This window comes from Enterococcus florum (genome assembly GCF_004309355.1).
Classification (GTDB): domain Bacteria; phylum Bacillota; class Bacilli; order Lactobacillales; family Enterococcaceae; genus Enterococcus_A; species Enterococcus_A florum.
Window position 1 is genome coordinate 69,612 of record NZ_BJCC01000012.1, and the last position, 23,203, is coordinate 92,814.

Annotated in this window: 23 protein-coding genes; 18 read left to right on the plus strand and 5 right to left on the minus strand. The window is 42.6% G+C overall.

The genetic code is table 11. The annotated features are described in order from the left end of the window. The first annotated feature begins 99 nt into the window (after positions 1-99). The 3 genes from NRIC_RS07510 to pheT all read left to right on the plus strand — a co-directional run bounded on the left by NRIC_RS07510 (position 100) and on the right by pheT (position 4,193). Entirely contained in the window at positions 100-444 is a 345-nt protein-coding gene (locus NRIC_RS07510; RefSeq protein ID WP_146622083.1) for a winged helix-turn-helix transcriptional regulator, read from the plus strand. A gap of 278 nt (positions 445-722) precedes the next feature. Beyond that, complete coding sequence (pheS, locus tag NRIC_RS07515) at positions 723-1,766, plus strand: phenylalanine--tRNA ligase subunit alpha (RefSeq protein WP_146622084.1); 1,044 nt, start codon at positions 723-725, stop codon at positions 1,764-1,766. A 6-nt stretch (positions 1,767-1,772) separates the two neighbouring features. After that, complete coding sequence (gene pheT / locus NRIC_RS07520) at positions 1,773-4,193, plus strand: phenylalanine--tRNA ligase subunit beta (protein ID WP_146622085.1); 2,421 nt, start codon at positions 1,773-1,775, stop codon at positions 4,191-4,193. 61 nt (positions 4,194-4,254) lie between these two features. Here the strand turns inward: pheT and trpS are convergent, their stop codons facing one another. Beyond that, entirely contained in the window at positions 4,255-5,265 is a 1,011-nt protein-coding gene (gene trpS / locus NRIC_RS07525) for a tryptophan--tRNA ligase (protein ID WP_146622086.1), read from the minus strand. A gap of 255 nt (positions 5,266-5,520) precedes the next feature. Here trpS and NRIC_RS07530 point away from each other — a divergent pair, with 255 nt between their 5' ends. The 8 genes from NRIC_RS07530 (at position 5,521) to cbpB (ending at position 11,999) form a co-directional block, all read left to right on the plus strand. After that, entirely contained in the window at positions 5,521-6,258 is a 738-nt protein-coding gene (locus NRIC_RS07530) for an amino acid ABC transporter ATP-binding protein (protein ID WP_146622087.1), read from the plus strand. A 10-nt stretch (positions 6,259-6,268) separates the two neighbouring features. Next, positions 6,269-7,105, plus strand: a complete 837-nt coding sequence (locus NRIC_RS07535; RefSeq protein ID WP_146622088.1) for a glutamate ABC transporter substrate-binding protein — start codon at positions 6,269-6,271, stop codon at positions 7,103-7,105. Continuing rightward, positions 7,102-7,746, plus strand: a complete 645-nt coding sequence (locus tag NRIC_RS07540; RefSeq protein ID WP_146622089.1) for an amino acid ABC transporter permease — start codon at positions 7,102-7,104, stop codon at positions 7,744-7,746. Before NRIC_RS07535 ends, NRIC_RS07540 begins: the two co-directional genes overlap by 4 nt. Positions 7,747-7,761: 15 nt before the next feature. Continuing rightward, positions 7,762-8,418 carry an amino acid ABC transporter permease gene (locus NRIC_RS07545; protein ID WP_146622090.1) on the plus strand — a complete coding sequence of 219 codons (657 nt, stop codon included), beginning with the start codon at positions 7,762-7,764 and terminating at the stop codon, positions 8,416-8,418. A gap of 329 nt (positions 8,419-8,747) precedes the next feature. Further along, positions 8,748-9,560: a glutamate racemase gene (gene racE / locus NRIC_RS07550; protein ID WP_146622091.1), complete on the plus strand. Its 813-nt coding sequence runs from the start codon at positions 8,748-8,750 to the stop codon at positions 9,558-9,560. Next, on the plus strand, positions 9,561-10,904 hold the full coding sequence (rph, locus tag NRIC_RS07555; protein ID WP_146622092.1) for a ribonuclease PH: 1,344 nt from the start codon (positions 9,561-9,563) through the stop codon (positions 10,902-10,904). Beyond that, entirely contained in the window at positions 10,901-11,413 is a 513-nt protein-coding gene (locus tag NRIC_RS07560) for a metallophosphoesterase (protein ID WP_146622093.1), read from the plus strand. The genes rph and NRIC_RS07560 overlap by 4 nt, the downstream gene beginning before the upstream one ends. A gap of 94 nt (positions 11,414-11,507) precedes the next feature. Next, on the plus strand, positions 11,508-11,999 hold the full coding sequence (gene cbpB, locus NRIC_RS07565) for a cyclic-di-AMP-binding protein CbpB (RefSeq protein ID WP_146622094.1): 492 nt from the start codon (positions 11,508-11,510) through the stop codon (positions 11,997-11,999). 485 nt (positions 12,000-12,484) lie between these two features. Here cbpB and NRIC_RS07570 read toward each other — a convergent pair whose 3' ends face one another. Next, the gene (locus NRIC_RS07570) at positions 12,485-13,396 is read right to left on the minus strand and encodes a mechanosensitive ion channel family protein (RefSeq protein ID WP_146622095.1); all 912 of its coding nucleotides are present in this window, start codon (positions 13,394-13,396) and stop codon (positions 12,485-12,487) included. Between the two features lie 166 nt (positions 13,397-13,562). Here NRIC_RS07570 and NRIC_RS07575 point away from each other — a divergent pair, with 166 nt between their 5' ends. Beyond that, entirely contained in the window at positions 13,563-14,579 is a 1,017-nt protein-coding gene (locus NRIC_RS07575; RefSeq protein ID WP_175580023.1) for a branched-chain amino acid aminotransferase, read from the plus strand. Positions 14,580-14,699: 120 nt separating this feature from the next. Next, positions 14,700-15,530, plus strand: coding sequence for an SDR family oxidoreductase (locus NRIC_RS07580; protein WP_146622097.1), 831 nt, complete (start codon positions 14,700-14,702; stop codon positions 15,528-15,530). Positions 15,531-15,568: 38 nt separating this feature from the next. On the opposite strand, the gene fabI is transcribed toward NRIC_RS07580, so the two are convergent. Further along, positions 15,569-16,324 (minus strand): enoyl-ACP reductase FabI, encoded by a 756-nt coding sequence (gene fabI, locus NRIC_RS07585; protein WP_146622098.1) that lies wholly within the window; start codon positions 16,322-16,324, stop codon positions 15,569-15,571. A 151-nt stretch (positions 16,325-16,475) separates the two neighbouring features. On the opposite strand from fabI, the gene fabZ reads away from it, so the two are divergent. Next, positions 16,476-16,922 (plus strand): 3-hydroxyacyl-ACP dehydratase FabZ, encoded by a 447-nt coding sequence (fabZ, locus tag NRIC_RS07590; protein ID WP_146622099.1) that lies wholly within the window; start codon positions 16,476-16,478, stop codon positions 16,920-16,922. A 42-nt stretch (positions 16,923-16,964) separates the two neighbouring features. Here the strand turns inward: fabZ and NRIC_RS07595 are convergent, their stop codons facing one another. After that, complete coding sequence (locus tag NRIC_RS07595) at positions 16,965-17,753, minus strand: peptidylprolyl isomerase (RefSeq protein ID WP_146622100.1); 789 nt, start codon at positions 17,751-17,753, stop codon at positions 16,965-16,967. Positions 17,754-17,889: 136 nt separating this feature from the next. Beyond that, positions 17,890-18,900 (minus strand): type I glyceraldehyde-3-phosphate dehydrogenase, encoded by a 1,011-nt coding sequence (gene gap, locus NRIC_RS07600; protein WP_146622101.1) that lies wholly within the window; start codon positions 18,898-18,900, stop codon positions 17,890-17,892. A 313-nt stretch (positions 18,901-19,213) separates the two neighbouring features. Between gap and obgE the strand changes: the two genes are divergently transcribed. The 4 genes from obgE (at position 19,214) to NRIC_RS07620 (ending at position 23,198) form a co-directional block, all read left to right on the plus strand. Next, positions 19,214-20,527, plus strand: coding sequence for a GTPase ObgE (obgE, locus tag NRIC_RS07605; RefSeq protein ID WP_146622102.1), 1,314 nt, complete (start codon positions 19,214-19,216; stop codon positions 20,525-20,527). Between the two features lie 346 nt (positions 20,528-20,873). Continuing rightward, on the plus strand, positions 20,874-21,401 hold the full coding sequence (locus NRIC_RS07610; protein ID WP_146622103.1) for a DUF1269 domain-containing protein: 528 nt from the start codon (positions 20,874-20,876) through the stop codon (positions 21,399-21,401). Between the two features lie 71 nt (positions 21,402-21,472). Further along, positions 21,473-22,396, plus strand: a complete 924-nt coding sequence (gene rnz / locus NRIC_RS07615) for a ribonuclease Z (protein ID WP_146622104.1) — start codon at positions 21,473-21,475, stop codon at positions 22,394-22,396. A gap of 13 nt (positions 22,397-22,409) precedes the next feature. Next, positions 22,410-23,198: an SDR family NAD(P)-dependent oxidoreductase gene (locus NRIC_RS07620; RefSeq protein WP_146622105.1), complete on the plus strand. Its 789-nt coding sequence runs from the start codon at positions 22,410-22,412 to the stop codon at positions 23,196-23,198. Positions 23,199-23,203: the final 5 nt, after the last annotated feature.

Genomic DNA, 23,203 nt, shown 5'->3' on the forward strand with positions numbered 1-23,203 from the left:
CCAGTAAAGTGGGTTAATCTAAAGAAATCTTAACCACAAGCAGATTATACTAATCATTTGTAAGTAATGTGCTATACTTCGTGTAACGAGGTGAGAAAGATGAAACAGATACAACAAACGGAGTTTTCATTGTGTCCGAAGTTCGAAAAAGGATTTTCGATTCTAGGCAAAAAATGGAATGGATTGATCATTGATGTGTTGTTAGAAGAAGGTCCTCAGCGTTTTGTTGATTTGGCGACTAAGATCCCTCACGTCAGCGACCGTGTGTTGGCGGAACGTCTGAGAGAATTAGAGTTTGAGGGCTTGCTGCAGCGAGAAGAAGACAGCGAAAGCCAAAAACGATTAGTTTATTGTTTGACGGATAAAGGCAGAGATTTGGATGCAGTCATGAAAAATCTTCACCAATGGGGAGAAAAATGGATCACCGAAGAAGAATGTAGTTGATAAACGCTCCATTTTCTTGTACTATTAAGGAGTTCATTAATAAGAAAAAGCAATGATGGAAACGAGTAATTTTTCGAGCACCTTTTCAGGGAATATCTGCCATAGACTGAAAGCAGATTAAGGGAATGAAAGATGAAGTTCACTTCCGGAGCTTGTCGCAAGACCGGCGAAAGTCGTTAAACAAGTGAGTGCGCCAATAGGCGAATTAGGATGGTAACGCGAGACCTCGTTCCTTTGATAGGAATCGAGGTCTTTTTTGTGTGGAAAGGAAGAAGAGAATGAGTTTACAAAATCAATTAGAAGAATTGAAGACGCAGACCCTTGCGAAAATAGCTGCCGCTGAGGAAACGAAAGTGGTCGAGCAGATTCGGGTCGAAACATTAGGAAAAAAGGGACCCATCACTGAGGTACTGCGGGGGATGCGTGATCTATCGGCTGAAGAACGCCCAAAGGTTGGGGCTTTTGCCAACGAAATTCGCGATCAGCTGACTGCAGCAATCGACCAAAGAAAAGAAGAGCTGACAGAGGCCGCATTAGAAAAAGCTTTGGTTGAGGAAACGATTGATGTGACATTACCGGGGAAACAGCTTACTAAAGGAACCCGCCATGTTCTCACGCAAGTCATGGAGGAAATCGAGGATATTTTCGTCGGCATGGGCTATCAAGTGATTGAAGGCTATGAAGTTGAAAGTGATCATTATAATTTTGAGCGGATGAACTTGCCGAAGGATCATCCAGCTCGCGACATGCAAGACACGTTTTATATATCGGATGAGGTCTTGATCCGGACTCACACGTCTCCTGTTCAAGCTCGGACCATGGAGAAGCATGACTTTTCTAAAGGAGCATTGCGAATGATCTCGCCAGGAAAAGTTTTCCGTCGGGATACAGATGATGCCACCCACAGCCATCAATTCCACCAAATCGAGGGGTTAGTCGTAGACAAAGGCATTACTATGGCGGATCTAAAGGGAACCTTGGAAGTTCTGATCAAAGCGATTTTTGGAGAGGAACGCAGCATTCGTTTGCGCCCAAGCTATTTTCCGTTCACTGAGCCTTCTGTAGAAGTAGATGTCAGCTGCTTCAAATGCGGCGGGAAAGGTTGTAATGTTTGCAAATACACCGGCTGGATCGAGATTCTAGGTGCTGGCATGGTTCATCCAGATGTCTTGTCCATGTCAGGGATTGATCCAAAAGAGTATTCTGGATTTGCCTTCGGGATGGGGCCAGATCGTATCTCGATGCTGAGATATGGTGTCAATGATATTCGAAACTTCTATTTGAACGATATTCGTTTCTTAGAGCAATTCAAGGGGGAGTAAACACATATGTTAGTGTCATATAAATGGTTAAATGAATACGTAGATGTAACATCGATCACACCCAAGGAATTAGGCGATCGCCTTTCATTGACTGGGATCGAAGTTGAAGGACTAGAAAGTCCTGCGGAAGGATTAAAAAAAATCGTGGTCGGGGAAGTCAAAGAATGCATCCCCCACCCAGATTCTGATCATCTTTCCATCTGTCAGGTGGACATTGGAGAAGAAGAACTGTCGCAGATCGTTTGCGGAGCACCCAATGTCAAGGCAGGCATCAAAGTGATCGTCGCACTGCCGGGCTCAAGAATCGCAGGCAACGTCAAAATCAAAAAGGGGAAGATGCGTGGGCAAGTCTCAAACGGCATGATCTGTTCATTGCAGGAACTTGGGTACAGTGATTCAGTAATTCCTAAAGAATACGCAGACGGCATTTTCTATATGCCAGAAAACGCAGTAGTCGGAGAACCTGTCTTTTCCTATTTAGAGATGGATGATACGATTTTGGATCTTTCCATTACACCGAATCGTGCAGATGCTTTGAGCATCCGTGGCGTTGCCCATGAAGTCGCTGCGATCTATGATAAAAAGGTCGACTTTCCTGCTGTAGCGTTGAAAGAATCTTCTAAGCCTGCTAGCGATAAGATCAAGGTCAGCGTCAAAGATAAAAAGGATGCACCACATTATGAAATCAGAGTCATCGAAAATGTAAAAATCGGACCTAGTCCGCAATGGCTGCAAAACCGTTTGATGAATGAAGGAATCCGTCCAATCAGCAATGTCGTGGACGTAACAAACTATATTCTGCTTTTATTTGGGCAACCGCTGCATGCATTTGACTATGACAAGTTAGGCAGTCAAGAAATCTTAGTGCGTCGTGCAGACGAACAAGAAAAAATGACTACATTAGATGGGATCGAGCGTACCTTGACTCCAGAAACGATCGTGATTACAAATGGTCAAGAACCGGTAGCGCTGGCTGGTGTCATGGGAGGCTTGGATTCAGAGATTACAGATACAACGACAACTGTCGCATTAGAGTCTGCAATGTTTGATCGGACGACAACACGTCGTACGTCTCAGCGCTTCAATCTGCGCAGTGAATCCTCCATGCGTTTTGAAAAGGGCATCAATCAAGGGACGATCAGCTTAGCTGGCGATGTTGCTGCCGCTATGATCGCAGACTTAGCAGGCGGGGAGGTTCTTCAAGGAGCCGTACGCGGCAGTCAAATTGAAATCGAGAAGGTTGAAGTGTCCACTGACATAGATCATGTTAATCATTTCTTGGGGACCAACCTGACGATCAAGGATGTTGATGCAGTGTTTCAAGCATTGGACTTTGAGTTTACAGAAAAAGAAGGGCAATACACCGTTACTGTTCCGCCACGTCGCTGGGATATTACGATTGAAGCGGATCTAATGGAGGAAATTGCTCGAATTTATGGGTACAATAATATTCCTTCAACCTTGCCAGAAGGTCAAACGGTGGCTGGACACTTCACTTCTGAACAAAAAATGACCCGTAAGGTCCGTTCATTATTGGAAGGTGATGGATTAACTGAAGCCATCAGCTATGCATTAACGACCGAAGAAAAGGCACAGCAGTTTTTGACACGTGAAAGCAGGCTGACACGTTTGGACTGGCCAATGAGCGAGGAACGATCCGTGTTGCGCTTGAATCTAATCAGCGGTTTATTAGATGATCTTTCTTACAATGTCGCACGTAAAAATGCCGATGTGGCTTTGTATGAGGTCGGACGAGTATTCTATCAAGACAAAGATCCAAAAAAAGATCTTCCTTTAGAAGAAAAGCACATTGGGATCGCTCTAGTTGGCAACAAAGAATCGAAAGACTGGCAGCAAAAAGCTGTTCCTGTTGATTTTTACACAGTCAAGGGAATCGTTGAAAACTTGATTGAAGGCTTAGGACTGACTGAACGGATCAGTTATCGTGCTTCTAATCAAATCAATGAACTGCATCCAGGCCAAACGGCAGTCATCTATCTAGATGAAACCCCCATCGGCTTTGTTGGCCAGGTCCATCCTAAAATAGCAGCAAGCTACGAGTTGAAAAAGTCTTTTGTTGCTGAGCTGAATTTGGAAGCACTCTTAAAGGCAGAAAGAGAACCACTAGTCTATACAGCCATTTCTAAATACCCAGCTGTCACACGAGACATCGCTCTGTTAGTGGATAAAACAACTACCAATGCAGAGATCGAAAAGGTGATCCGTCAGACTGCTGGAAGATTTTTAACCAATGTCACACTTTTTGATGTGTATCAAGGCGAAAACATTGCCACCGGTAAAAAATCAATGGCATACAGCTTAACCTTTGTAAATGCAGAAGCAACGCTGACCGATGAAGAGATCAATCGGTTTATCCATAAGGTTACTACTGCACTAGAGAAGAATCTAACTGCTGAAATACGCTAATCATAAATCAAAAGAAGCCATACACTATTTCGAAAAAGTGTATGGCTTCTTACTATATATCTTATGAAAAATAAGCGATTCCCATGGCTTTTTTCACTTCTAATAAGGTTTGTGCAGCGACTTTCTGCGCTTTTTCACTGCCTGTCTTCAGCATGTCCATTACTGCATCTGGGTCTTTTGAAAATTCCTCGCGTCGAGCACGAATAGGTCCTAACTCAGCTTCCAGAACTTCGATCAGGTAACGCTTGATCTTCACATCTCCGAGACCACCGCGTCGGTAGTGAGCCTTTAGTTCCTCGATTTTTTCCTTATCCTGTCCGAAGACATCTAAATAGGTAAAAACCATGTTGCCTTCGACCTGTCCAGGATCTTCTACGTGGATATGGTTCGGATCGGTGTACATGCTCATAACCTTTTTTGCTACGACATCAGCGGAATCAGCAAGATAAATGCCATTGCCAAGAGATTTGCTCATTTTTCCATTGCCATCAATCCCTGGTAGTCGCCCCATGCCTTTTTCCGGAAATACACCCTTTGGTTCAACCAGCACTTCACCGTAAGTGTGATTAAAGCTTTGCACGACTTCCTGAGTCTGCTCAAGCATTGGTTTTTGGTCTTCTCCTACTGGAACGAGAGTCGCTTTGAAGGCCGTAATATCAGAAGCTTGAGACACCGGATAAATAAAGAAGCCTGTCGGAACACTTTCGCCGAAATTTTTTTGCTCGATCTCTGCCTTAACAGTTGGATTGCGGCGCACACGCCCGACACTTACTAAATTTAGATAATACATCGTTAATTCCGCCAATTCGGGAATTTGCGATTGGATAAACATGGTGGTTTTTGATGGATCCAAGCCAATGGCCAAGTAATCCAGGGCTACCTGCAAAACATTTTTGTACACTTTTTCAGGTGTTTTAGCATTGTCAGTCAACGCTTGCATGTCTGCGATCATAATATACAATTCATTGGATGGATCGCTTTGCATCGCTATACGATTGCGCAAAGAGCCTACGTAATGGCCCAAATGCAGTTGGCCAGTAGGGCGATCGCCGGTTAAAATAATATTCGTCATTTCTGTCTCCCTTTTCTTTATGTTTGGTCAAAGACCTACATTGAAATAGTACCTTGTTTTGACAAAATAAACAACTGCCATCAATAAATCAGTAATCAAACTGTCGTGTTACATAACATTACATCTACTTGTAACCAACTAAGAAATGTTTTTTCATTTCCGGATTTTTTTCTTTACAAACCAAAAAAACTTAGCATATAATTAGACTCGCGGTCCAAAAATTAGAGAATATTAAGAGAATAGGGGTGTTCATACATGTCGATGGTTGAATTTAAACATGTAGAAAAATACTATGGAAAGTTTCATGCCTTGAAAGATATTAATTTAACCTTTGAAAAAGGCGAAGTAGTTGTGGTGATCGGCCCTTCCGGCTCTGGAAAAAGTACGATGCTGCGCTGCATCAACGGGTTAGAGCTGATCTCTTCTGGTGAACTGTTAGTTGATGGAAAAAACTTACATAGCAAAGAAGTGAAATTGAAGGACATCAGAAAACGAATCGGTATGGTGTTCCAGCATTTTAACTTGTATCCTAACAAAACGGCCTTAGAGAACATCACTTTGGCGCCGATCAAAGTTTTAAAGCAGCCAGAAGCAGAGGCGGTAAAAAGAGCAGAGAAGCTCTTGGATCGTGTTGATATGTTAGATAAGAAGGATTCTCATCCTTCCATGCTTTCTGGGGGGCAGCAGCAACGTATCGCGATTGCCAGAGGCCTAGCAATGAACCCGGACCTACTGCTCTTTGATGAGCCGACGTCAGCCCTTGATCCAGAGATGATCGGTGATGTCCTTAATGTCATGAAAAAAATCGCAAAAGATGGCATGTCTATGATTGTTGTTACCCATGAAATGGGCTTTGCAAAAGAAGTGGCGGATCGAATTATTTTCATGGCTGAAGGAGAAGTGTTGGAAGATACACGGGATGTCAAAGCGTTCTTTGAAAAACCACAAGAGGTGCGGGCACAACAATTTGTCAGCAAAGTAATCAATCATTAGGAGGGTGACTATGTCCAATTTCAAAAAGAAAGTCTCCTTCTTAATCCTGGTTCTACTCGCCATGGTCGGGTTGTCAGGATGTAGAGGAGGCAGTGTCGCCAATGTGAACATCGCTGAGCGCATCGAAGAAGAGCCAGTGATCACATGGGGCGTTAAATACGATACTCGACTTTTTGGCATGATGAACATTGAAACCAGAGAAGTCGAAGGTTTTGATATCGATATCGCTCGTGCAATCACTAAACAAATCCTCGGTGAAGAAGGCCAAGCTGATTTTGTTGAAGTGACTTCGAAGACGAGAATCCCATTATTAAAGAATGGGAACATCGATGCGATCATCGCAACAATGACGATCACCGAAGAACGTCTGCAGCAGGTCAATTTCTCCGATATTTATTTTGATGCAGGTCAATCGTTGTTGGTGAAAAAGGGCAGTCATATTCAGCATATTACGGATTTGACGGCAGATGATACGGTATTGGCAGTAAAAGGCTCTACTTCAGCAATCAATATCCGGGAACATGCGCCAGACGCAAATATCCTGGAATTGGAAAATTACGCAGAAGCCTTCACCGCTTTACAATCAGGTCAGGGAGATGCAATGACCACGGATAATGCCATTCTATTGGGGATGGCTTCAGAAAATAACAATTATGGGTTGGTAGGCGGAACGTTTACGAAAGAACCTTATGGGGTTGCGATCAATAAGGGACAGGATGACTTTTTGCAAGAAGTCAATCAAGCATTAGAAGAAATGCATGATAACGGCACTTACGACAAAATCTATCAAAAATGGTTCCCTGGCGTTTCAGACGGCAAAGCAGAGAAGGGAGCGAGCTTTGAATGATTGAACTATTTAATACCTTTTCAACGGAATTTTTCGAAGGATTCAAATTCACGATCTACGCTAGTCTATTGGCTTTGATCTTTAGTCTGATCATCGGTACTTTGATGGCGATCTTGCAACTTTCAAACAATGTGATTATTCGTAATTTGGCAAAGGCCTATGTTGCTTTTTTTAGAAATATTCCGCTTTTGATCATTGTGATGTTTTTTTATGTTGTCGTCCCATTGTACTGGTATGGATTTGACGGGTTTCAGGCTGGAACGATCGGCTTGACGATCTACACCTCCGCTTTTATTGCTGAGACTGTTCGTTCAGGGATTCAAACAGTACCAAAGGGACAAATGGAGGCAGGACTCTCCTCCGGGTTCTCATATAGCGAAACTCTACGTTACATTGTGTTGCCTCAAGCGTTTAAGATCGTGATTCCTCCATTGGGAAATCAGTTCATCAATCTGATTAAGAATTCATCGATTTTGGCAATGGTCGCAGGACTTGATTTGATGTATCAAGGGGATCTGATTGCCAGCACAACATTTAATACATTTGATACGTATATCATCGTTGGCGTATTTTATTTGATTTTAACCTTGCCGCTTTCTTATCTAATGAACTATTTGGATAAAAACTGGGCAAGCGTCTAGAAAGGAAGGGATGAAATGGATTTTAGCGGAGCATTTTCTTGGATGAACATACGATTCCTTTTAGACGGACTTTGGGTGACTGTCCAAGTGTCCATTCTTTCGATCATTTTTAGTATGATTTTGGGCGGGGTTGCTGGTACGATTCGATATAGCGGCATTCCTTTTGTATCAAAGGCCTTGGGAATTGTCATTGACATCATTCGCAACCTGCCTTTATTGTTGATCATTTTTTTCACCTATTTTGCGTTGCCGCAGATAGGGATCAAACTCAATATTTTCTGGGCAGCTGTTGCAGCCTTAACCATTTTCGAATCCGCGATGCTTTCGGAAATTTTCCGGGCAGGACTAAACGCGGTTCCAAAAGGTCAGACAGAAGCGGGGCTTTCCTCAGGGTTGACGTATGTCCAAACGTTAGCGATCATCATTTTGCCGCAGGCACTTAAATCTATGCTGCCTGCGATTTTAAGCCAACTGATCTCATTGATCAAGGATACTTCATTAGCTGTGATTATTTCGCTGCCAGAGTTGATGCATAATGCGAGAATCGTATATGGTCAAAATACTAATTATGTGATTCCAATGTTTGTTGCAATGACAGCGATGTATTTTGTTGTTTGTTACTTATTGTCGCTTGCCTCCAGATATTTGGAAACGAGAAATTACAATTATTAAACAATCTGTTCGAATTTGTCAAAAGGCACAGAAGAGTCAGCGCGCAGCAAGCGCTGATTCTTCTGTGCCTTCGTCTATTCTTCATGATGGAATCATCAACGGATTTTCAAGCAGGAGTTCTGCTGAAATCGTGTCGATTTGCTTCGTAAATCAATGTGTGGATGCCGTTTGGTCTTATTTCGCTTTTTTCTCGAGTGTCGTTAGCTAGGACCTTGTCCAATTTTTAACCGATTATGCCGGTCTAACTAAGGCAAACAATCTTAGGCTTGAAAAATTCGTTCAAAAAGTAGAAAATAAGAAGATACATGGAAAAGATAGGATGAAAAAATTTGTCAAATGAATGCCCGATTGGGTTTATCGATTCTGGTGTTGGCGGATTGACCGTCGTCAAGGAGGCCATGCGCCAACTGCCAAATGAGAATATTTTATATGTTGGAGATACAGCTCGTTGTCCATATGGGCCCCGTCCTGCAGAACAAGTCATTGAATTTACCCGGCAAATGACTCAGTTTTTGATCAAAAAAGGAATCAAAATGCTAGTGATTGCCTGCAATACCGCTACGGCTGTGGCATTGGAGGAGATCAGAAAGACGGTCTCTATCCCAGTGATCGGAGTGATCCAACCTGGGGCTCGATCTGCGTTAAAGGCCAGCACGGCAGGAGAGATTGCTGTTATTGGAACGACTGGAACGATCAAAAGCGGCTCTTACGAAAGGGAACTGCATCGCAAGGCTCCAGAGGTTACCGTCTATAGCTTAGCCTGTCCAAAGTTTGCAACCGTCGTAGAAAGCAATCAATACAAAAGTGCTGTCGCTAAAAAGGTTGTGGCAGAGACATTAAAGCCTTTATTACTAGATAAGCCAGACACTCTAATTTTGGGCTGCACGCATTATCCGCTCCTGCGTCCCATTATTCAAAACGTGATGGGCAAGGACACAGTACTGATCGATTCTGGGGCTGAAACGGTCAATGATGTCAGTACAATGCTGGATTATTTTGATTTAAACAATTTTGAACGCAATGAAAAGAAGACCTGCCGTTTTTATACAACCGGCTCACCAAAAATGTTCCAAGAGATTGCTAGTGAGTGGCTGAGCTTCACGACTTTACAGGTCGAACATATCCATTTAGGAGGAGAATAAATGAGACATGATGGAAGAAGCAGTCAGCAGCTGCGTCCAATTCAAATCAAAACTAATGTGTATAAACATCCCGAAGGATCGGTCGTGATCGCTTTTGGAGATACAGAAGTGATTTGTTCTGCAACGGTTGAAGAATCAGTCCCTCCTTTTTTAAAAGGACAGGGAACTGGTTGGGTAACCGCAGAATACAGTATGCTGCCGAGGGCAACAAATACAAGAAATCGCCGAGAAAGCGCCAAAGGAAAACTCTCAGGACGGACGATGGAGATCCAACGCTTAATTGGACGCTCCTTGCGAGCAGTGATCGATCTCGAAAAGCTTGGGGAACGCAGTATCGTCGTCGATTGCGATGTTGTTCAAGCAGATGGAGGCACACGAACAGCCAGCATTACAGGTGGATTTGTTGCATTGCGATTAGCTGTGAACAAGCTTTTAGCCAGCGGAGAACTGCTGCAAGACCCGATCAACGAGCATCTTGCCGCCATCAGTGTAGGAATTTTATCTAATGAGACTGTCGTGACTGATTTGGATTATTTGGAAGATTCTGCGGCGGCTGTAGACATGAACCTTGTTATGACAGAGTCTGGCCGATTCGTTGAAATCCAAGGTACTGGAGAAGAAGCAACTTTTAATGACGATCAATTAAATGCATTGATCTTGCATGGCAAAACAGCTATTGCCGAATTGATCGCTTATCAAAAAGAAGCCTTGCTCCAACCTAAGATTCAACCAGATGAAAAAACCATCGTTATTGCCACGAATAACGCTGGCAAGGCAAAAGAATTTGCGGCTCTATTTGCTAAAGAGGGCTATCGAATCAAAACATTAAGGGATTATCCAGAACTGGAAGAAGTCGAAGAGACTGGCAAGACCTTTGAAGAAAATGCCCGTCTCAAGGCTGAAACGATTGCTCAGCTTTTGCAGCAGCCGGTGTTGGCCGACGATTCAGGTCTGGTGGTTGATGCGCTGAACGGTCTTCCTGGAATCTATTCTGCACGGTTTGCTGGTGAACGCAAAAGCGATGCTGCGAACAATGCCAAATTATTGCATGAGCTGACAGATGTTCCTGATGAACAACGAACTGCTCACTTTCACTGCACGTTGGTTTTTGCCGCACCACAGAAAAATAGCTTAGTGGTAGAGGCCGATTGGTCGGGAAGAATCGGTCGGATTCCTTACGGAGAGAATGGGTTCGGATATGATCCGCTCTTTTTTGTGCCAGAGTTGAATAAAACGGCTGCGGAAATGACCAGCGAAGAAAAGAATAAAATCAGTCATCGTGCACAGGCAGTAAGAAAATTAGAAAAAGAATGGAAAGCTTGGCTAGAGGGAGAAAAGGTATGAAATATTTAGTCGTCAGTGACAATCATGGGGATCGTCAAATATTAGTGGAGTTAGTTGAACGATTTCAAGGGAAGGTAGATCGCATGTTTCACTGCGGAGATTCGGAGCTTCCGGCAGAAGACAGCTTATGGGATTCCTTTGTCGTTGTAAAAGGCAATTGCGATTATGTAGCTGGGTATAAAGAGGAGCAGATAACTTCGGTTGGAACAGATCGCATTTATATGACTCACGGTCATCGTTCAAACGTCCGTTTTGGATTGACGATGCTTTCTCTGCAAGCTCAGGAAGCTGGAGCAACGATCGCTCTATTCGGTCATATCCATCAGGCTGTGGCGGAAATGGACCAAGGAATTTTGTTTGTAAATCCTGGAAGTATCTCTCAACCAAGAGGTCCCATTCAAATACCCAGCTATGCGATCATCGAAAGCACAGAAGATTGCTATCAAGTTCAATATTACAATCGAGCACATCAGCCAGTGGAGGAATTAGCAGCTACATTTGCCAAATAGATTCTAATTTTTGCTTAATATTGAGCGATTTACGTAATGCTTTCTGTAAAATTCGGTAAAATATAGAGTGGAAAGTAGAAATGGAGGCCGTTGAATGATCAGCCGAGCTGTTGAAGAATTAATGCTTGAGAACAAATCTTCTATGATAATCCCTGCAGAGAATGTTGCAAATGTAATGTCGGGAAATCCTCTCGAACATGCATTTTTAGTATTGTCAAAAGCAGGATACTCCAAAATTCCTGTGCTTGATAAAGGAGATCATTTTGTGGGACTGCTGAGTTTAAATGATGTTGTCAACAAAATGTTGGAGATTGATGGGATCGATACAACCAATCTAAGTGAATTTTCTGTTGCCGATGTGATGGATACAGATGTTGCAATTGTTCGAGAGGGCTGTGAACTGGAGGATTTGCTTCACTTGTTAGTGGATGCACCTTTCTTGCCCGTACTGGATGAACATAATATTTTCAAAGGAATCGTCACACGCAGAGAAATTTTAAAGGCCGTGAACCGTACGTTTCATGAGTTGGATAAAAAGAGAGTTCCTACTGAGAAATTGGTTTTTCCAGCAGGACTAGCAAAATAAAGGGTATAAACGCTTTTTAAACCCGTTCGGTAGGTAGTAAGCATTCAGCTCTATCTGTCGAATGGGTTTATTTATGTTCCAAGAGACTGCAGGTACTAGAAAGTGTTTATTGTTGATATGTCCTTTTAAATACACCCTCATAGCTGGACACAATATGAACAGAAGGAGATACATGGAACTATCAGGAATTACGGTTTAATCACCAAAGGCATTTCTGGGTGAGGCTCAGCTCATGGCATAGTTAAAAGGGAATAGCCTCATAATTGAGATCAATCCTACAAGGATTATGCGTCCTTCGGGTTTCTTTGATGATACGACAGAAATGACCTCGCAGAGTCAAAAGTTGAAAAACGTTGAGTACGATGGGTGCTGCATCCTTGAAAATCAGCTGTCTTTTAGATAAACAACCAGGAGCTCAGAGGGGCTTTCACTACAAAAAAAAGCGAACAATCTACCCGAATTGTTCGCTTTTTGCTTTTGTTTTTCTAGTTCAAAGTGATGGGATCATTAGGAATCGTAAAACCGCTGCTGCTCAGCTTGCTTACATAAGCTGCCAAGAATTCCTCCTTCACCTTGAATTGCTTCCCGTTAGAAACATACATGATCGTTCGTACGCCATAATTACTGTTGCCTAAATCCACCATCCCAAAAAGAGTTGGACCCTCAAAAATATCATCCTCGAATTTCTGTGCCAATGAATCATTGACCAACTGAATCAGATCAATAATTTTTTCGTAGCCTTCCTCTGGAACGATTCGTACATCGATGATCACTTGCATGTGGGCACGAGACTGGTTGCTGATGGTAGTGATATTGCGGTTGGGAACAAAATGAACGGTGCCGTCTGCTGCCTTCATTTGAATCATGCGAATGCCAACAGAGGTCACAGTGCCTTCAATTTGTAAATTGACCAGTTTAATATAATCACCGACATCGATCTGCTGTTCTAAAATAATAAAGAAACCAGTAATGATATCATTCATAAAGCCTTGTGCGCCTAATCCGATGGCAATACCAGCGATTCCCGCTCCAGCCAGCAGTGAGCCCACAGGAATTCCTAGCGTATCTAGAACTGAGTACATAAAAAAGAAGAAGAGGGTATATGAAAAAATATTGGTGGACAATGTATGGATCGTTTCGATGCGGGTTGTCGGTCCGGCGATCTTTCTTTTTTGCCGTTCAAACGATTGATTGATCAAAAAACTACCAACCTTTTTGATCACCGCAAAAATGATTAAAACTACAAGCAGGGTGATCCCTTTTTGGATCAATAGCGAGATGATTTCATCCCAGTTGATGGAGTCCCAGTATCTTTGCCAGGCTGACAGTTGCTGTGTGGCCTGGTCGACAACGTTTAGTCCGCTTGAATCTGTTGTTTGTGCAGTTAGTAATAACATAAAACGCTCCTTTTTCCTCAGTGTATCCATTCTAACAAGTTATGAAAAATCTGTCGACTATCTAAAAAAACGAAAAAGACAGAAAATTCCAAAAAAGGTGAAATTTTTCATGACATTTACTTCACAAGGTGGTAGACTAACATTTATATAAGAAGGAGATGATAATGTGGTGAACATAAAATGGGAAGAGTTGGGATTCTCCTATATCAAGACCCCGTACCGCTACGTGTCACATTGGAAAGACGGTCAATGGGATGAGGGAAAACTTACCGAAGAGAATACAGTCACGATCAGTGAAGGATCGACCTGTTTGCATTATGGGCAAGAATGTTTTGAAGGTCTAAAAGCTTACCGACGGAAAGATGGCAAAATCAATCTATTCCGACCTGACGAAAACAGCAAGCGATTAAATAAAAGTGCACAGCGGATGTGTATGCCAGAAGTACCAGAAGAAAAGTTTCTGGATGCGGTAAAGCAAGTGGTATTAGCAAATGAAGAATACGTTCCCCCTTACGGAACAGGCGCGACTCTTTATATTCGTCCTTACTTGATCGGAGTAGGTGATACGATCGGAGTCGTGGCTGCTCCGGAATACTTATTTAGTGTGTTTTGTATGCCGGTCGGTCCTTATTTCAAAGGTGGATTGGTTCCAACGAATTTTATCGTGTCCGATTACGATCGTGCCGCACCCTATGGAACTGGGGCTGCGAAAGTCGGCGGTAACTATGCGGCTAGTCTATTGCCAGGTCATCAAGCGCATGAACAGAATTTCTCAGATTGCATCTATCTTGACCCAGCGACCCATACAAAAATCGAAGAGGTTGGTTCAGCAAACTTTTTCGGAATTACCAAAGAAAACCAATTTATCACTCCGATATCGCCCTCTATTTTGCCTAGTATCACGAAATATTCCTTATTGGAATTGGCTCGAGATCGGTTTGGGATGGAAGCGATCGAAGGAGATGTTTATTTGACCGAACTGGATCAATTTTCTGAAGCAGGTGCCTGTGGAACAGCCGCAGTGATTTCCCCAATCGGCGGCATCCAGTACAAAGACAGCTTCCACGTGTTTTACAGCGAAACAGAAGTTGGGCCTGTAACAAGAAAATTGTATGACGAACTTGTAGGAATTCAGTTTGGTGATGTACCCGCACCAGAAGGTTGGATTTTTGAAGTAAATTAGTGTATTGCTGCTCCAGATACTTTGGAGCAGTTTTTTTAGGCTCTTCAATAGTCGGATCAGTTGAGAAAAAACAGTCAAGTGTGAGATGATAGCTTTATCAAACTCAAAGGAGCAATCGCAATGAAAACTGCTTTAGTGACGGGTGCAAATTCTGGTATGGGCTTTGAAACAGCACGTGCTCTATACAATCAGGGATTCCATGTAATTATGCTGTGCCGCTCGGCAGCAAAAGGGAATTTCGCTAAAGAACAAATTGAAGCCGAAAAAGCCTCGGGCAAGGTTAGCTTGGTAGTGATTGATCTAGGATCTCTTACGGATATTCGAAGAGGTGCTGGTGAAATAAGCAGAAGGTATCCGAGCATTGATGTGCTAGTAAATAATGCTGGTGTTGTAACTACGAAGAAAGAATGGACTATTGATGGTTTCGAAAAAATGTTTGGTGTCAATTATCTAGGTCATTTTTTACTAACTCAACTGTTACTGCCGAATCTAAAAAGAGCGGAACAAGGTAGAATCGTTGTGGTCTCGTCAGGTGCTTATAAGTTCGGAAAATTAGTGTTAACTGATCTTCGATCAGAACAGCATTTTACGATTTGGGGGAATTACGGAGGTTCGAAGCTTGCCAACCTTTTATTTGCCAAGGAAATGTCTCGTCGATTAAAGGATACCCAGATCACAGTCAATGCTGTGCATCCTGGTGCGGTAGCAACCAATCTTGGAGTAAGCCGGGAGACTGGTTTTGGAAAAGCGGTTTATCAAGTGTTGAAGCCTTTTTTTCAAACCTCAGCACAAGGAGCTCAAACGGCGATCTATCTGGCGACAAGTCCCCAGGTCAGTCAGATCACCGGCTGCTATTTTTATCAAAAAAGGATCAAAGAAACGACAGGGAAAGCGAACGACCCTTGGCTTGCAACACAACTTTATGAGCAAAGTATGCAGCTCATTCAATAAAAAAATCTTTCCGTTTAGACAAGCGGAAAGATTTTTTATTAGCTTAAATGAACCCCTTTATCAACATAAATAATATCTCCAACTATGCCGCTAGCCAATGGGCTTAATAAAAAGGCGCACGAGTTTCCAACTTCATCAATGGTCACACTGACCTTATCAGGTGTTCGTTCTTCAGAAAGATGAAGCAGGGTTTGGTAATCCTTTACCCCAGTTACGGCCAATGTCTTAATAGCTCCGGCCGAGATGGCATTGACTCTTACACCTTTAGGGGCAAGCTCAGTTGCTAGATAGCGAACTTCAGCTTCTAAGGCAGCTTTAGCGATGCCCATCATATTGTAATTAGGGATTGAGCGTACTGATCCCATATAAGTCAACGTTACGATACTGCTGCCCTGATTTAAAATCGGCAAGGCATATTTTGTGATAGCCAATAAAGAATAGGCACTGATGTCTTGTGCCATTGAAAAGCCTTCTCGAGAAATAGCGGAAACACCGCCAGATAATTCTTCTTTATTCGCATAAGCGATCGAGTGGACCAACCCGTCGATCTTTCCATAATTCTCTTGGATCAATTGGAAGGCTTGTTCGATGTTTTGATCAGTGGACACATCCAACTCCACCATTTTAGCTTCCTCTCCGACTAATTTCACCAGGTTTTTCTTCATGCGGTCGTTCTGATACGTATAGATAACGTCTCCGCCTTGCTCAGTGATTGCCTTGGCACAGCCCCAGGCAATGCTTTTCTTATTAGCAACACCTGTGACGATGATTTGCTTATCCGTTAAAAATGACATGTAAAGACACACTCCTAAATTATTATATGTTCATATTATGTTTTAAAAAACTTTGAATGTCAAACTAATTTTTTGTTAAGGAATTAGACCTTGCCAAACTTTTGATTCTGTGATAGTTTGATTATCAAATAAACTAAGCACGAGGTGTACTATGGAAGTCATTATGAATGTTGAAGAGATTATGGCAGCGATCCCTAATCGTTTTCCGATTTATTATTTAGATGCGGTAACTGAATTTGAAGATGAAAAACACATTACGGCAGTCAAAAACTTAACGATGAACGAAGATTTTTTTCAAGGGTATTTCCCCAATGATCCAATGATGCCGGGTACGTTGATCGTCGAAGCGTTGGCACAGGCGGGCTCACTGCTGATCCTCAAATCAGAAGCTTTCAAAGGAAAAACAGCCTACATTGGCGGAATCAACCAGGCAGTGTTCCATCAATTTGTTCGGCCAGGCGATCAATTGTTTTTGAATTTTGATATTCAAAAAATCAAAGGATCAGTGGGGACAGCTAAAGCCTGGGCAACGGTGGAAGGTCAGAACGTAACAGAATGTGAATTCACTTTTATCGTAGGAGATAAAACACAACAGTAAACGTTAAAAAACGAGCAGACCTGTATGGTTTGCTCGTTTTTTTTACTCTGCGGAAGCGTCAGTTGATTCAGATGAGTCAGCTGATTTATCCGTATTTTTTGCATCTTTTGGTTCCTGTAGGATTTTGATACCGTTGATCTTGATCTCTTTAGTTGGTTTATCGTTTTCGTCAGTCTCGGTTGCAGCAATTTTATCAACGATATCCATTCCTTTAGTGACTTGACCAAATACAGTATGCTTGCCATCTAAATGAGGAGTACCGCCTTTTTTGTACGCCTCGATAATTTTCTCTGGCGTATATTGGATCGCTAAGCCATCACTCATATCTTGATTGTTTTGTACGATGAAGAATTGACTGCCATTTGTATCTTCGCCGCTGTTAGCCATAGATAAGGCACCACGGATATTGTACAAGCTTGGAGAGATCTCATCTTCGAAAGGTTCGCCCCAAATACTTTCACCGCCCATACCGGTACCCTCAGGATCGCCGCCTTGCAGCATGAAATCTTTGATCACTCGGTGGAAGATCGTCCCGTTATAGTAGCCGTCTTTAGCAAGAGTGACAAAATTTTCGACCGTTTTTGGTGCTTCTTCAGGGAACAATCTAATTTGGATGTCTCCTTCAGTGGTGTCCATTTCCACCAAGTACTCATTATCTGCGACTTGATCGCTCAATTGCGGAAGATCGACCTTGCTAAGATCCACCGATGAGGAAGTGGTGGTCTCCTCTGTAGAACTTGCCGCTGTTTGATCATCATCACTTCCGCATGCTGCGAAAACCCCGACAGATAAAAGCAATGCGGCACTAAACAATACTTTTTTTGTGCTCATAAAAAACTCCTTTCAATTACATACCCTATTATCATATCAAAAAAGCAGCGAGGTGCCTATGAACTTTCTCAGACTTTTTGAAAGAATCAAAAAAAGAGAAGACCGAAGTCCTCTCGTTAAAAATCATTGTTTCATTTTATAGGCTGGCAAATTTTTCTAGCAAACGCACCATTTGGCTGGTAAACCCGTATTCATTGTCGTACCATGCGACTGTTTTGACCAATTGATAGTCTCCAGCTGAAGTCACTTCTGTTTGAGTAGGGTCAAAGATCGAGCCTTGAGTCGTTCCAATGATATCACCAGAAACGATTTCGCGGTCATCGTAACCGAATGAAGGGTTGTCTACTGTATGTTTTTTGATGGCTTCATTAACTTGGTCAGCCGTCACTTTTGTTTTCAAAACAGAAACCAATTCTGTTAATGAACCGTCCACCACAGGAACACGTTGTGCATGTCCTTGCAACTTCCCGTTTAATTCTGGAATAACTAAGCCGATTGCTTTTGCAGCACCCGTTGAATGTGGGATCGTGTTGTCAGCAGCTGAACGAGCAGCACGCAAGTTTCCGCCTTTAACAGGTCCGTCTAACAGCATTTGAGTGGAAGTGTACGCATGGACAGTTGTCATCGTCCCAACTTCGATACCGAATTCTTCATTCAAGAAGTAAGCCATTGGAGCTAGACAGTTGGTTGTACATGATCCAGCAGAAATGATTTTGTCATCTGCAGTTAAAATGTCATCATTGACATTATATACGATTGTTTTCATTGCACCAGCTGGGGCAGAGATAACGACACGTTTCACGCCAGCATTGATGTGCGCTTGTGCTTTTTCTTCAGAGGTATAGAAGCCTGTACATTCTAAAACGATATCTACACCGTTTTCTTTTACCCAAGGGATTTTACTTGCATCTGGTTCTGCATAAACTCGTGTTTCTTTACCGTCGACTACGATTGAATCTTCTGTAGCAGTAACTGTGCCTGGGTAAGTGCCATGAGTTGAGTCAAATTGCAATAATTGAGCCAACATTGTCGGACTAGTCAAATCGTTGATTGCTACTACCTCGATATCACTTGATACTTCTTTGATACGACGATATGCAAGACGTCCGATCCGTCCAAATCCGTTAATACCTACTTTTACTGTCATAACAAAAGTTCCTCCTTTATTATAGCGGAATCAGCCAAACAAGCGGATGATTCCTTACAAAACTCATTTTGCCCCGTTCAGATTTTTTTGTCAAAAGATAACTCTTGAAGGAGGCATTTGTTCTGTTAGACTGGCGGGATAAGGAAATCAAAGAAATGATTTAGTTTCTACTATAAGAATGGACAAGCTGATCAAATACAGCTAAAATAAGGAGACTTTTGTTTAATGTGGAGATACAGTAGTCAATAAAAATAATCAAAATCTATTTCAAAATAGATACCGATGGATACATTGAAAAAGAGGAGGACAAAAAATGTCTATGTTTTTAGATCAGGTAGCGATCGACGTCAAAGCTGGAAAAGGCGGCGACGGAATGGTGGCTTTTCGACGCGAAAAGTATGTACCTGATGGCGGACCAGCCGGTGGTGATGGCGGCCGTGGCGGAGATGTCGTCTTAGTAGTCGATGAAGGACTACGGACCTTGATGGATTTTCGCTACAACCGTCATTTTAGAGCGATCCCGGGAGAAAATGGCATGAGTAAAGGCATGCATGGCAGAGGCGCAGAAGACACATTCGTCAAAGTGCCTCCTGGAACAACGATTCGCGATGCCGATACCGGTGCTTTGATCGGTGATTTGATCGAGAATGGACAGCAATTGATCGTTGCGCGTGGCGGCCGTGGGGGAAGAGGCAATATCCGTTTTGCTTCACCACGCAATCCAGCTCCGGAAATCGCTGAAAATGGAGAACCCGGTCAGGAACGTAAAATCGAATTGGAGTTAAAGGTACTGGCTGATGTTGGACTGGTTGGCTTTCCTTCAGTAGGAAAATCTACGATATTGTCGGTGATCTCTTCAGCAAGACCTAAAATTGGTGCCTATCATTTTACGACCTTGGTGCCCAATTTAGGTATGGTGACTACGAAGGATGGCAGAAGTTTTGTCGCTGCCGATCTGCCTGGATTGATCGAAGGAGCTTCACAAGGTGTCGGATTAGGGACTCAATTCTTAAGACATATTGAACGTACGAGAGTCATTCTGCATGTCATTGACATGAGCGGAATGGAGGGCAGGGATCCCTATGAGGATTATGTTGCAATCAACAATGAGCTTGCTTCTCACAATCTCCGTTTACTGGAACGTCCGCAAATCATCGTAGCCAATAAAATGGACATGCCAGAATCCAAAGAAAATTTGGAATTATTTAAAGCACAGCTGCAGAAAGACAAAGCAGACGAATTTGCTGAGGAGATTCCGATTTTTGCTATTTCGGCTTTCACAAAGCAAGGATTGGATAATTTGCTGAGTGCAACGGCAGATTTATTAGAAATTACACCTGAATTCCCATTATATGAAGAAGAGATCGAAGAGGAAACGGTCAATTATGGGTTCCAATCAGAAGATCCTGGCTTTACGATCTCACGTGAACCTGATGCAACATGGGTACTGTCAGGGGATAAATTGGAAAAACTCTTCAAAATGACCAATTTTGACCATGATGAAACGGTGATGCGTTTTGCCCGTCAATTGAGGGCCATGGGTGTCGATGAGGCATTGAGAAAGCGCGGTGCCAAAGACGGTGATCTTGTGCGTATCGACAAGTATGAGTTTGAGTTTGTAGATTAACTCATAACTAAAAATAGGATGTGGCAAAAGCGTGTAGCTCTGAGAATAAGCCGAATCATTCGAAAATGACTTCTCGTATTTTTTGCAATTATTCGGCTTAATTCCGAAAGAGCTGCTTCAGTCACACCGATTATGCTGTTTTTGAAGAGGCTGTGACATCATTGTTGTCAAAACCTCTTTTTTGTTTTTTAAAGGTTCTTGCACTAAAAAGAACTTTCTGCAAATAGAATTACAGTCTTTACATCTATTTTGTTTACATAATATTATTATTGACGTAAAAAGGGTTTCCATTGTTCAAAAAAAATAATTATTGATACACTAACATAAAAGAACGGAGGAATAAGTAATGGAAAAACGAGTGATAATTATGAATTTCGAGACAGGTTCGCAAGCGTATGAGGCATTTTCGAAGGTTAAAAAACTGCATCTTACTCAGATGATCAAGGGAGAACAAATGGCTGTCGTACAACATAGCAGCGATGGAACACATAAGTTTCAAATTGAAGATTTCATTGATTTTACAGGCAATAACAAAAGTGCAACTGGCGGATTGATCGGAATGTTGGTAGGGATCCTAGGTGGTCCTGTTGGCGTCTTGTTAGGCTGGTTTACTGGTGGCGTGATTGGTGCATCACGCGACGTGAAAGAAGTTAGAGAAGCGCAAGGTGTTTTTGAGTTCCTGATCGACAAGATTCAAGAGGGAGATACCGGGTTATTATTAATCGCTGATGAAGAGGACAATCGGCCTTTGAATCAATTGATCATGAACGAACTGGGCGGCGAGATCACTCGAATGTCTTATTCAGATGTCGAAGCTGATGTCGCTAAAGCCAAAGAAATGGAAAAACAAAACGATTCTTCTGATCCATCATAAATGAGAGCCATTTGCACAAAGATTGACTTTCACCTAAAATAAGAGTAGCTAAAAAGAAAGTCAGGATGATTATGGAATTAGAATTTTTAGGAACCGGTGCTGGAGTACCAGCCAAACATCGGAATGTCAGCAGTATCGCCTTAAAATTATTAGGAGAGAGGAACGCCGTTTGGCTGTTTGACTGTGGAGAAGGAACCCAAATGCAAATCTTGCATACCTCAATTCGCCCTCGCAAGATTGAAAAGATTTTTATTACACATCTGCACGGAGATCATATTTTTGGTCTTCCGGGTTTATTGAGCAGCCGATCCTTTCAAGGCGGTACAGAAGCCTTAGAGCTTTATGGTCCACCAGGACTCGAGCTTTTTGTTAAAACCGCTTTGAAGGTCACACAGACGAAACTGGCCTATCCAATTCACTATATTGAAGTTCAAGAGGGTGTCATCTTTAAGGATCGACAATTCTCTGTTGAGTGCCGACTTTTGGATCATGGAATCGACAGCTACGGCTATCGCGTCGTGGAAGCAGACCATGAAGGAACTCTTCAAGTCGAAAGATTAGCTGAACTAGGGGTTCCAGCAGGTCCAATCTATGGAAAAATCAAGCAAGGGCAAACGGTAGTCTTGGAAGATGGGCGAATGATCGATGGCAGAGAATTCGTTGGTGAAGAGAAAAAAGGGCGGATCGTTACGATTTTAGGAGATACACGATACACGAAGACCTCGATTGAGTTAGCGTTGAATAGTGATGTACTGGTGCATGAAAGCACCTTTAAGAAAGGCGAAGAAAAGATGGCCAAAGCGTATTTCCACTCAACGACTCAACAGGCAGCTACGATTGCCAAGCAATCCCAAACCAAACAGCTTTTGTTGACCCATATTTCGGCTCGTTATTTAGCAAAAGACGCCAAGGAACTAGAAAAAGAAGCACAAGAAATATTCCCAGAGACCAAACTGGTCAAAGATTTTGACATCATCGATATTTCGTTTCAATAAAGGAGGAACGCCTATGAATTTAGAAGATAAAGTCGTCGTAGTAACTGGTGGGTCTGCAGGACTAGGAGAGCAGATCTGTTATGAAGCAGCAAAACAAGGTGCGATCGTTGTTACTTGTGCCAGACGTATTCAACTCATTGGTCAAGTAAAAGAAACCTGCAAAGAGCTGAGCGGAAAAGAAGCGTATGCTTTTCAATTGGATATTTCCGATCCCGACAGTGTAGAAAGCGTCCTTGATAAAATCTCTGAGGAGGTCGGCGCTGTTGATGTACTCGTCAACAATGCTGGTTTTGGACTGTTTGAGGATTTCATCTCATTTGATCTAGAAACAGCACGCAGAATGTTTGAAGTCAACGTGCTGGGAATGATGTACTTCACACAGCGAGTGGCAATTGACATGGTAGCTCGAAAAACCGGGCATATTTTCAATGTGTCATCTATGGCTGGAAAAATGGCGACTGCCAAATCAACCGTTTATTCTGCCACTAAATTTGCAGTACTTGGATTTTCAAATGCGTTGCGCTTGGAGCTGAGACCAGCAAACGTCTATGTAACAACGATCAATCCGGGACCAATCGAAACCGAATTCTTCGACAAGGCGGACCCAAGCGGAAGCTATCTCGAAAACTTGGGATCGATCGTTTTAGATCCTCAAAAATTGGCAAAAACGATTGTCAAAACAATGGGATCACCGAAAAGAGAAATCAATCGACCACGTGTGATGGAGGTTGCCAATCGGTTTTATGCGCTCTTCCCGAACATCGGTGATTTTTTGGCAGGAAATCTATTTGATATGAAATAGGAAGT

Bases quoted from the DNA above. Each gene is read 5' to 3' on its own strand.
- pheS (WP_146622084.1), top strand. From the start codon at position 723: ATGAGTTTACAAAATCAATTAGAAGAATTGAAGACGCAGACCCTTGCG.
- pheT (WP_146622085.1), top strand. From the start codon at position 1,773: ATGTTAGTGTCATATAAATGGTTAAATGAATACGTAGATGTAACATCG.
- NRIC_RS07570 (WP_146622095.1), bottom strand. From the start codon at position 13,396: ATGTTATTACTAACTGCACAAACAACAGATTCAAGCGGACTAAACGTT.
- trpS (WP_146622086.1), bottom strand. From the start codon at position 5,265: ATGACGAATATTATTTTAACCGGCGATCGCCCTACTGGCCAACTGCAT.
- rnz (WP_146622104.1), top strand. From the start codon at position 21,473: ATGGAATTAGAATTTTTAGGAACCGGTGCTGGAGTACCAGCCAAACAT.
- NRIC_RS07560 (WP_146622093.1), top strand. From the start codon at position 10,901: ATGAAATATTTAGTCGTCAGTGACAATCATGGGGATCGTCAAATATTA.
- fabZ (WP_146622099.1), top strand. From the start codon at position 16,476: ATGGAAGTCATTATGAATGTTGAAGAGATTATGGCAGCGATCCCTAAT.
- NRIC_RS07540 (WP_146622089.1), top strand. From the start codon at position 7,102: ATGATTGAACTATTTAATACCTTTTCAACGGAATTTTTCGAAGGATTC.
- NRIC_RS07535 (WP_146622088.1), top strand. From the start codon at position 6,269: ATGTCCAATTTCAAAAAGAAAGTCTCCTTCTTAATCCTGGTTCTACTC.
- NRIC_RS07580 (WP_146622097.1), top strand. From the start codon at position 14,700: ATGAAAACTGCTTTAGTGACGGGTGCAAATTCTGGTATGGGCTTTGAA.
- fabI (WP_146622098.1), bottom strand. From the start codon at position 16,324: ATGTCATTTTTAACGGATAAGCAAATCATCGTCACAGGTGTTGCTAAT.
- rph (WP_146622092.1), top strand. From the start codon at position 9,561: ATGAGACATGATGGAAGAAGCAGTCAGCAGCTGCGTCCAATTCAAATC.
- NRIC_RS07510 (WP_146622083.1), top strand. From the start codon at position 100: ATGAAACAGATACAACAAACGGAGTTTTCATTGTGTCCGAAGTTCGAA.
- obgE (WP_146622102.1), top strand. From the start codon at position 19,214: ATGTCTATGTTTTTAGATCAGGTAGCGATCGACGTCAAAGCTGGAAAA.
- NRIC_RS07530 (WP_146622087.1), top strand. From the start codon at position 5,521: ATGTCGATGGTTGAATTTAAACATGTAGAAAAATACTATGGAAAGTTT.
- NRIC_RS07595 (WP_146622100.1), bottom strand. From the start codon at position 17,753: ATGAGCACAAAAAAAGTATTGTTTAGTGCCGCATTGCTTTTATCTGTC.
- NRIC_RS07620 (WP_146622105.1), top strand. From the start codon at position 22,410: ATGAATTTAGAAGATAAAGTCGTCGTAGTAACTGGTGGGTCTGCAGGA.
- cbpB (WP_146622094.1), top strand. From the start codon at position 11,508: ATGATCAGCCGAGCTGTTGAAGAATTAATGCTTGAGAACAAATCTTCT.
- gap (WP_146622101.1), bottom strand. From the start codon at position 18,900: ATGACAGTAAAAGTAGGTATTAACGGATTTGGACGGATCGGACGTCTT.
- NRIC_RS07610 (WP_146622103.1), top strand. From the start codon at position 20,874: ATGGAAAAACGAGTGATAATTATGAATTTCGAGACAGGTTCGCAAGCG.
- NRIC_RS07545 (WP_146622090.1), top strand. From the start codon at position 7,762: ATGGATTTTAGCGGAGCATTTTCTTGGATGAACATACGATTCCTTTTA.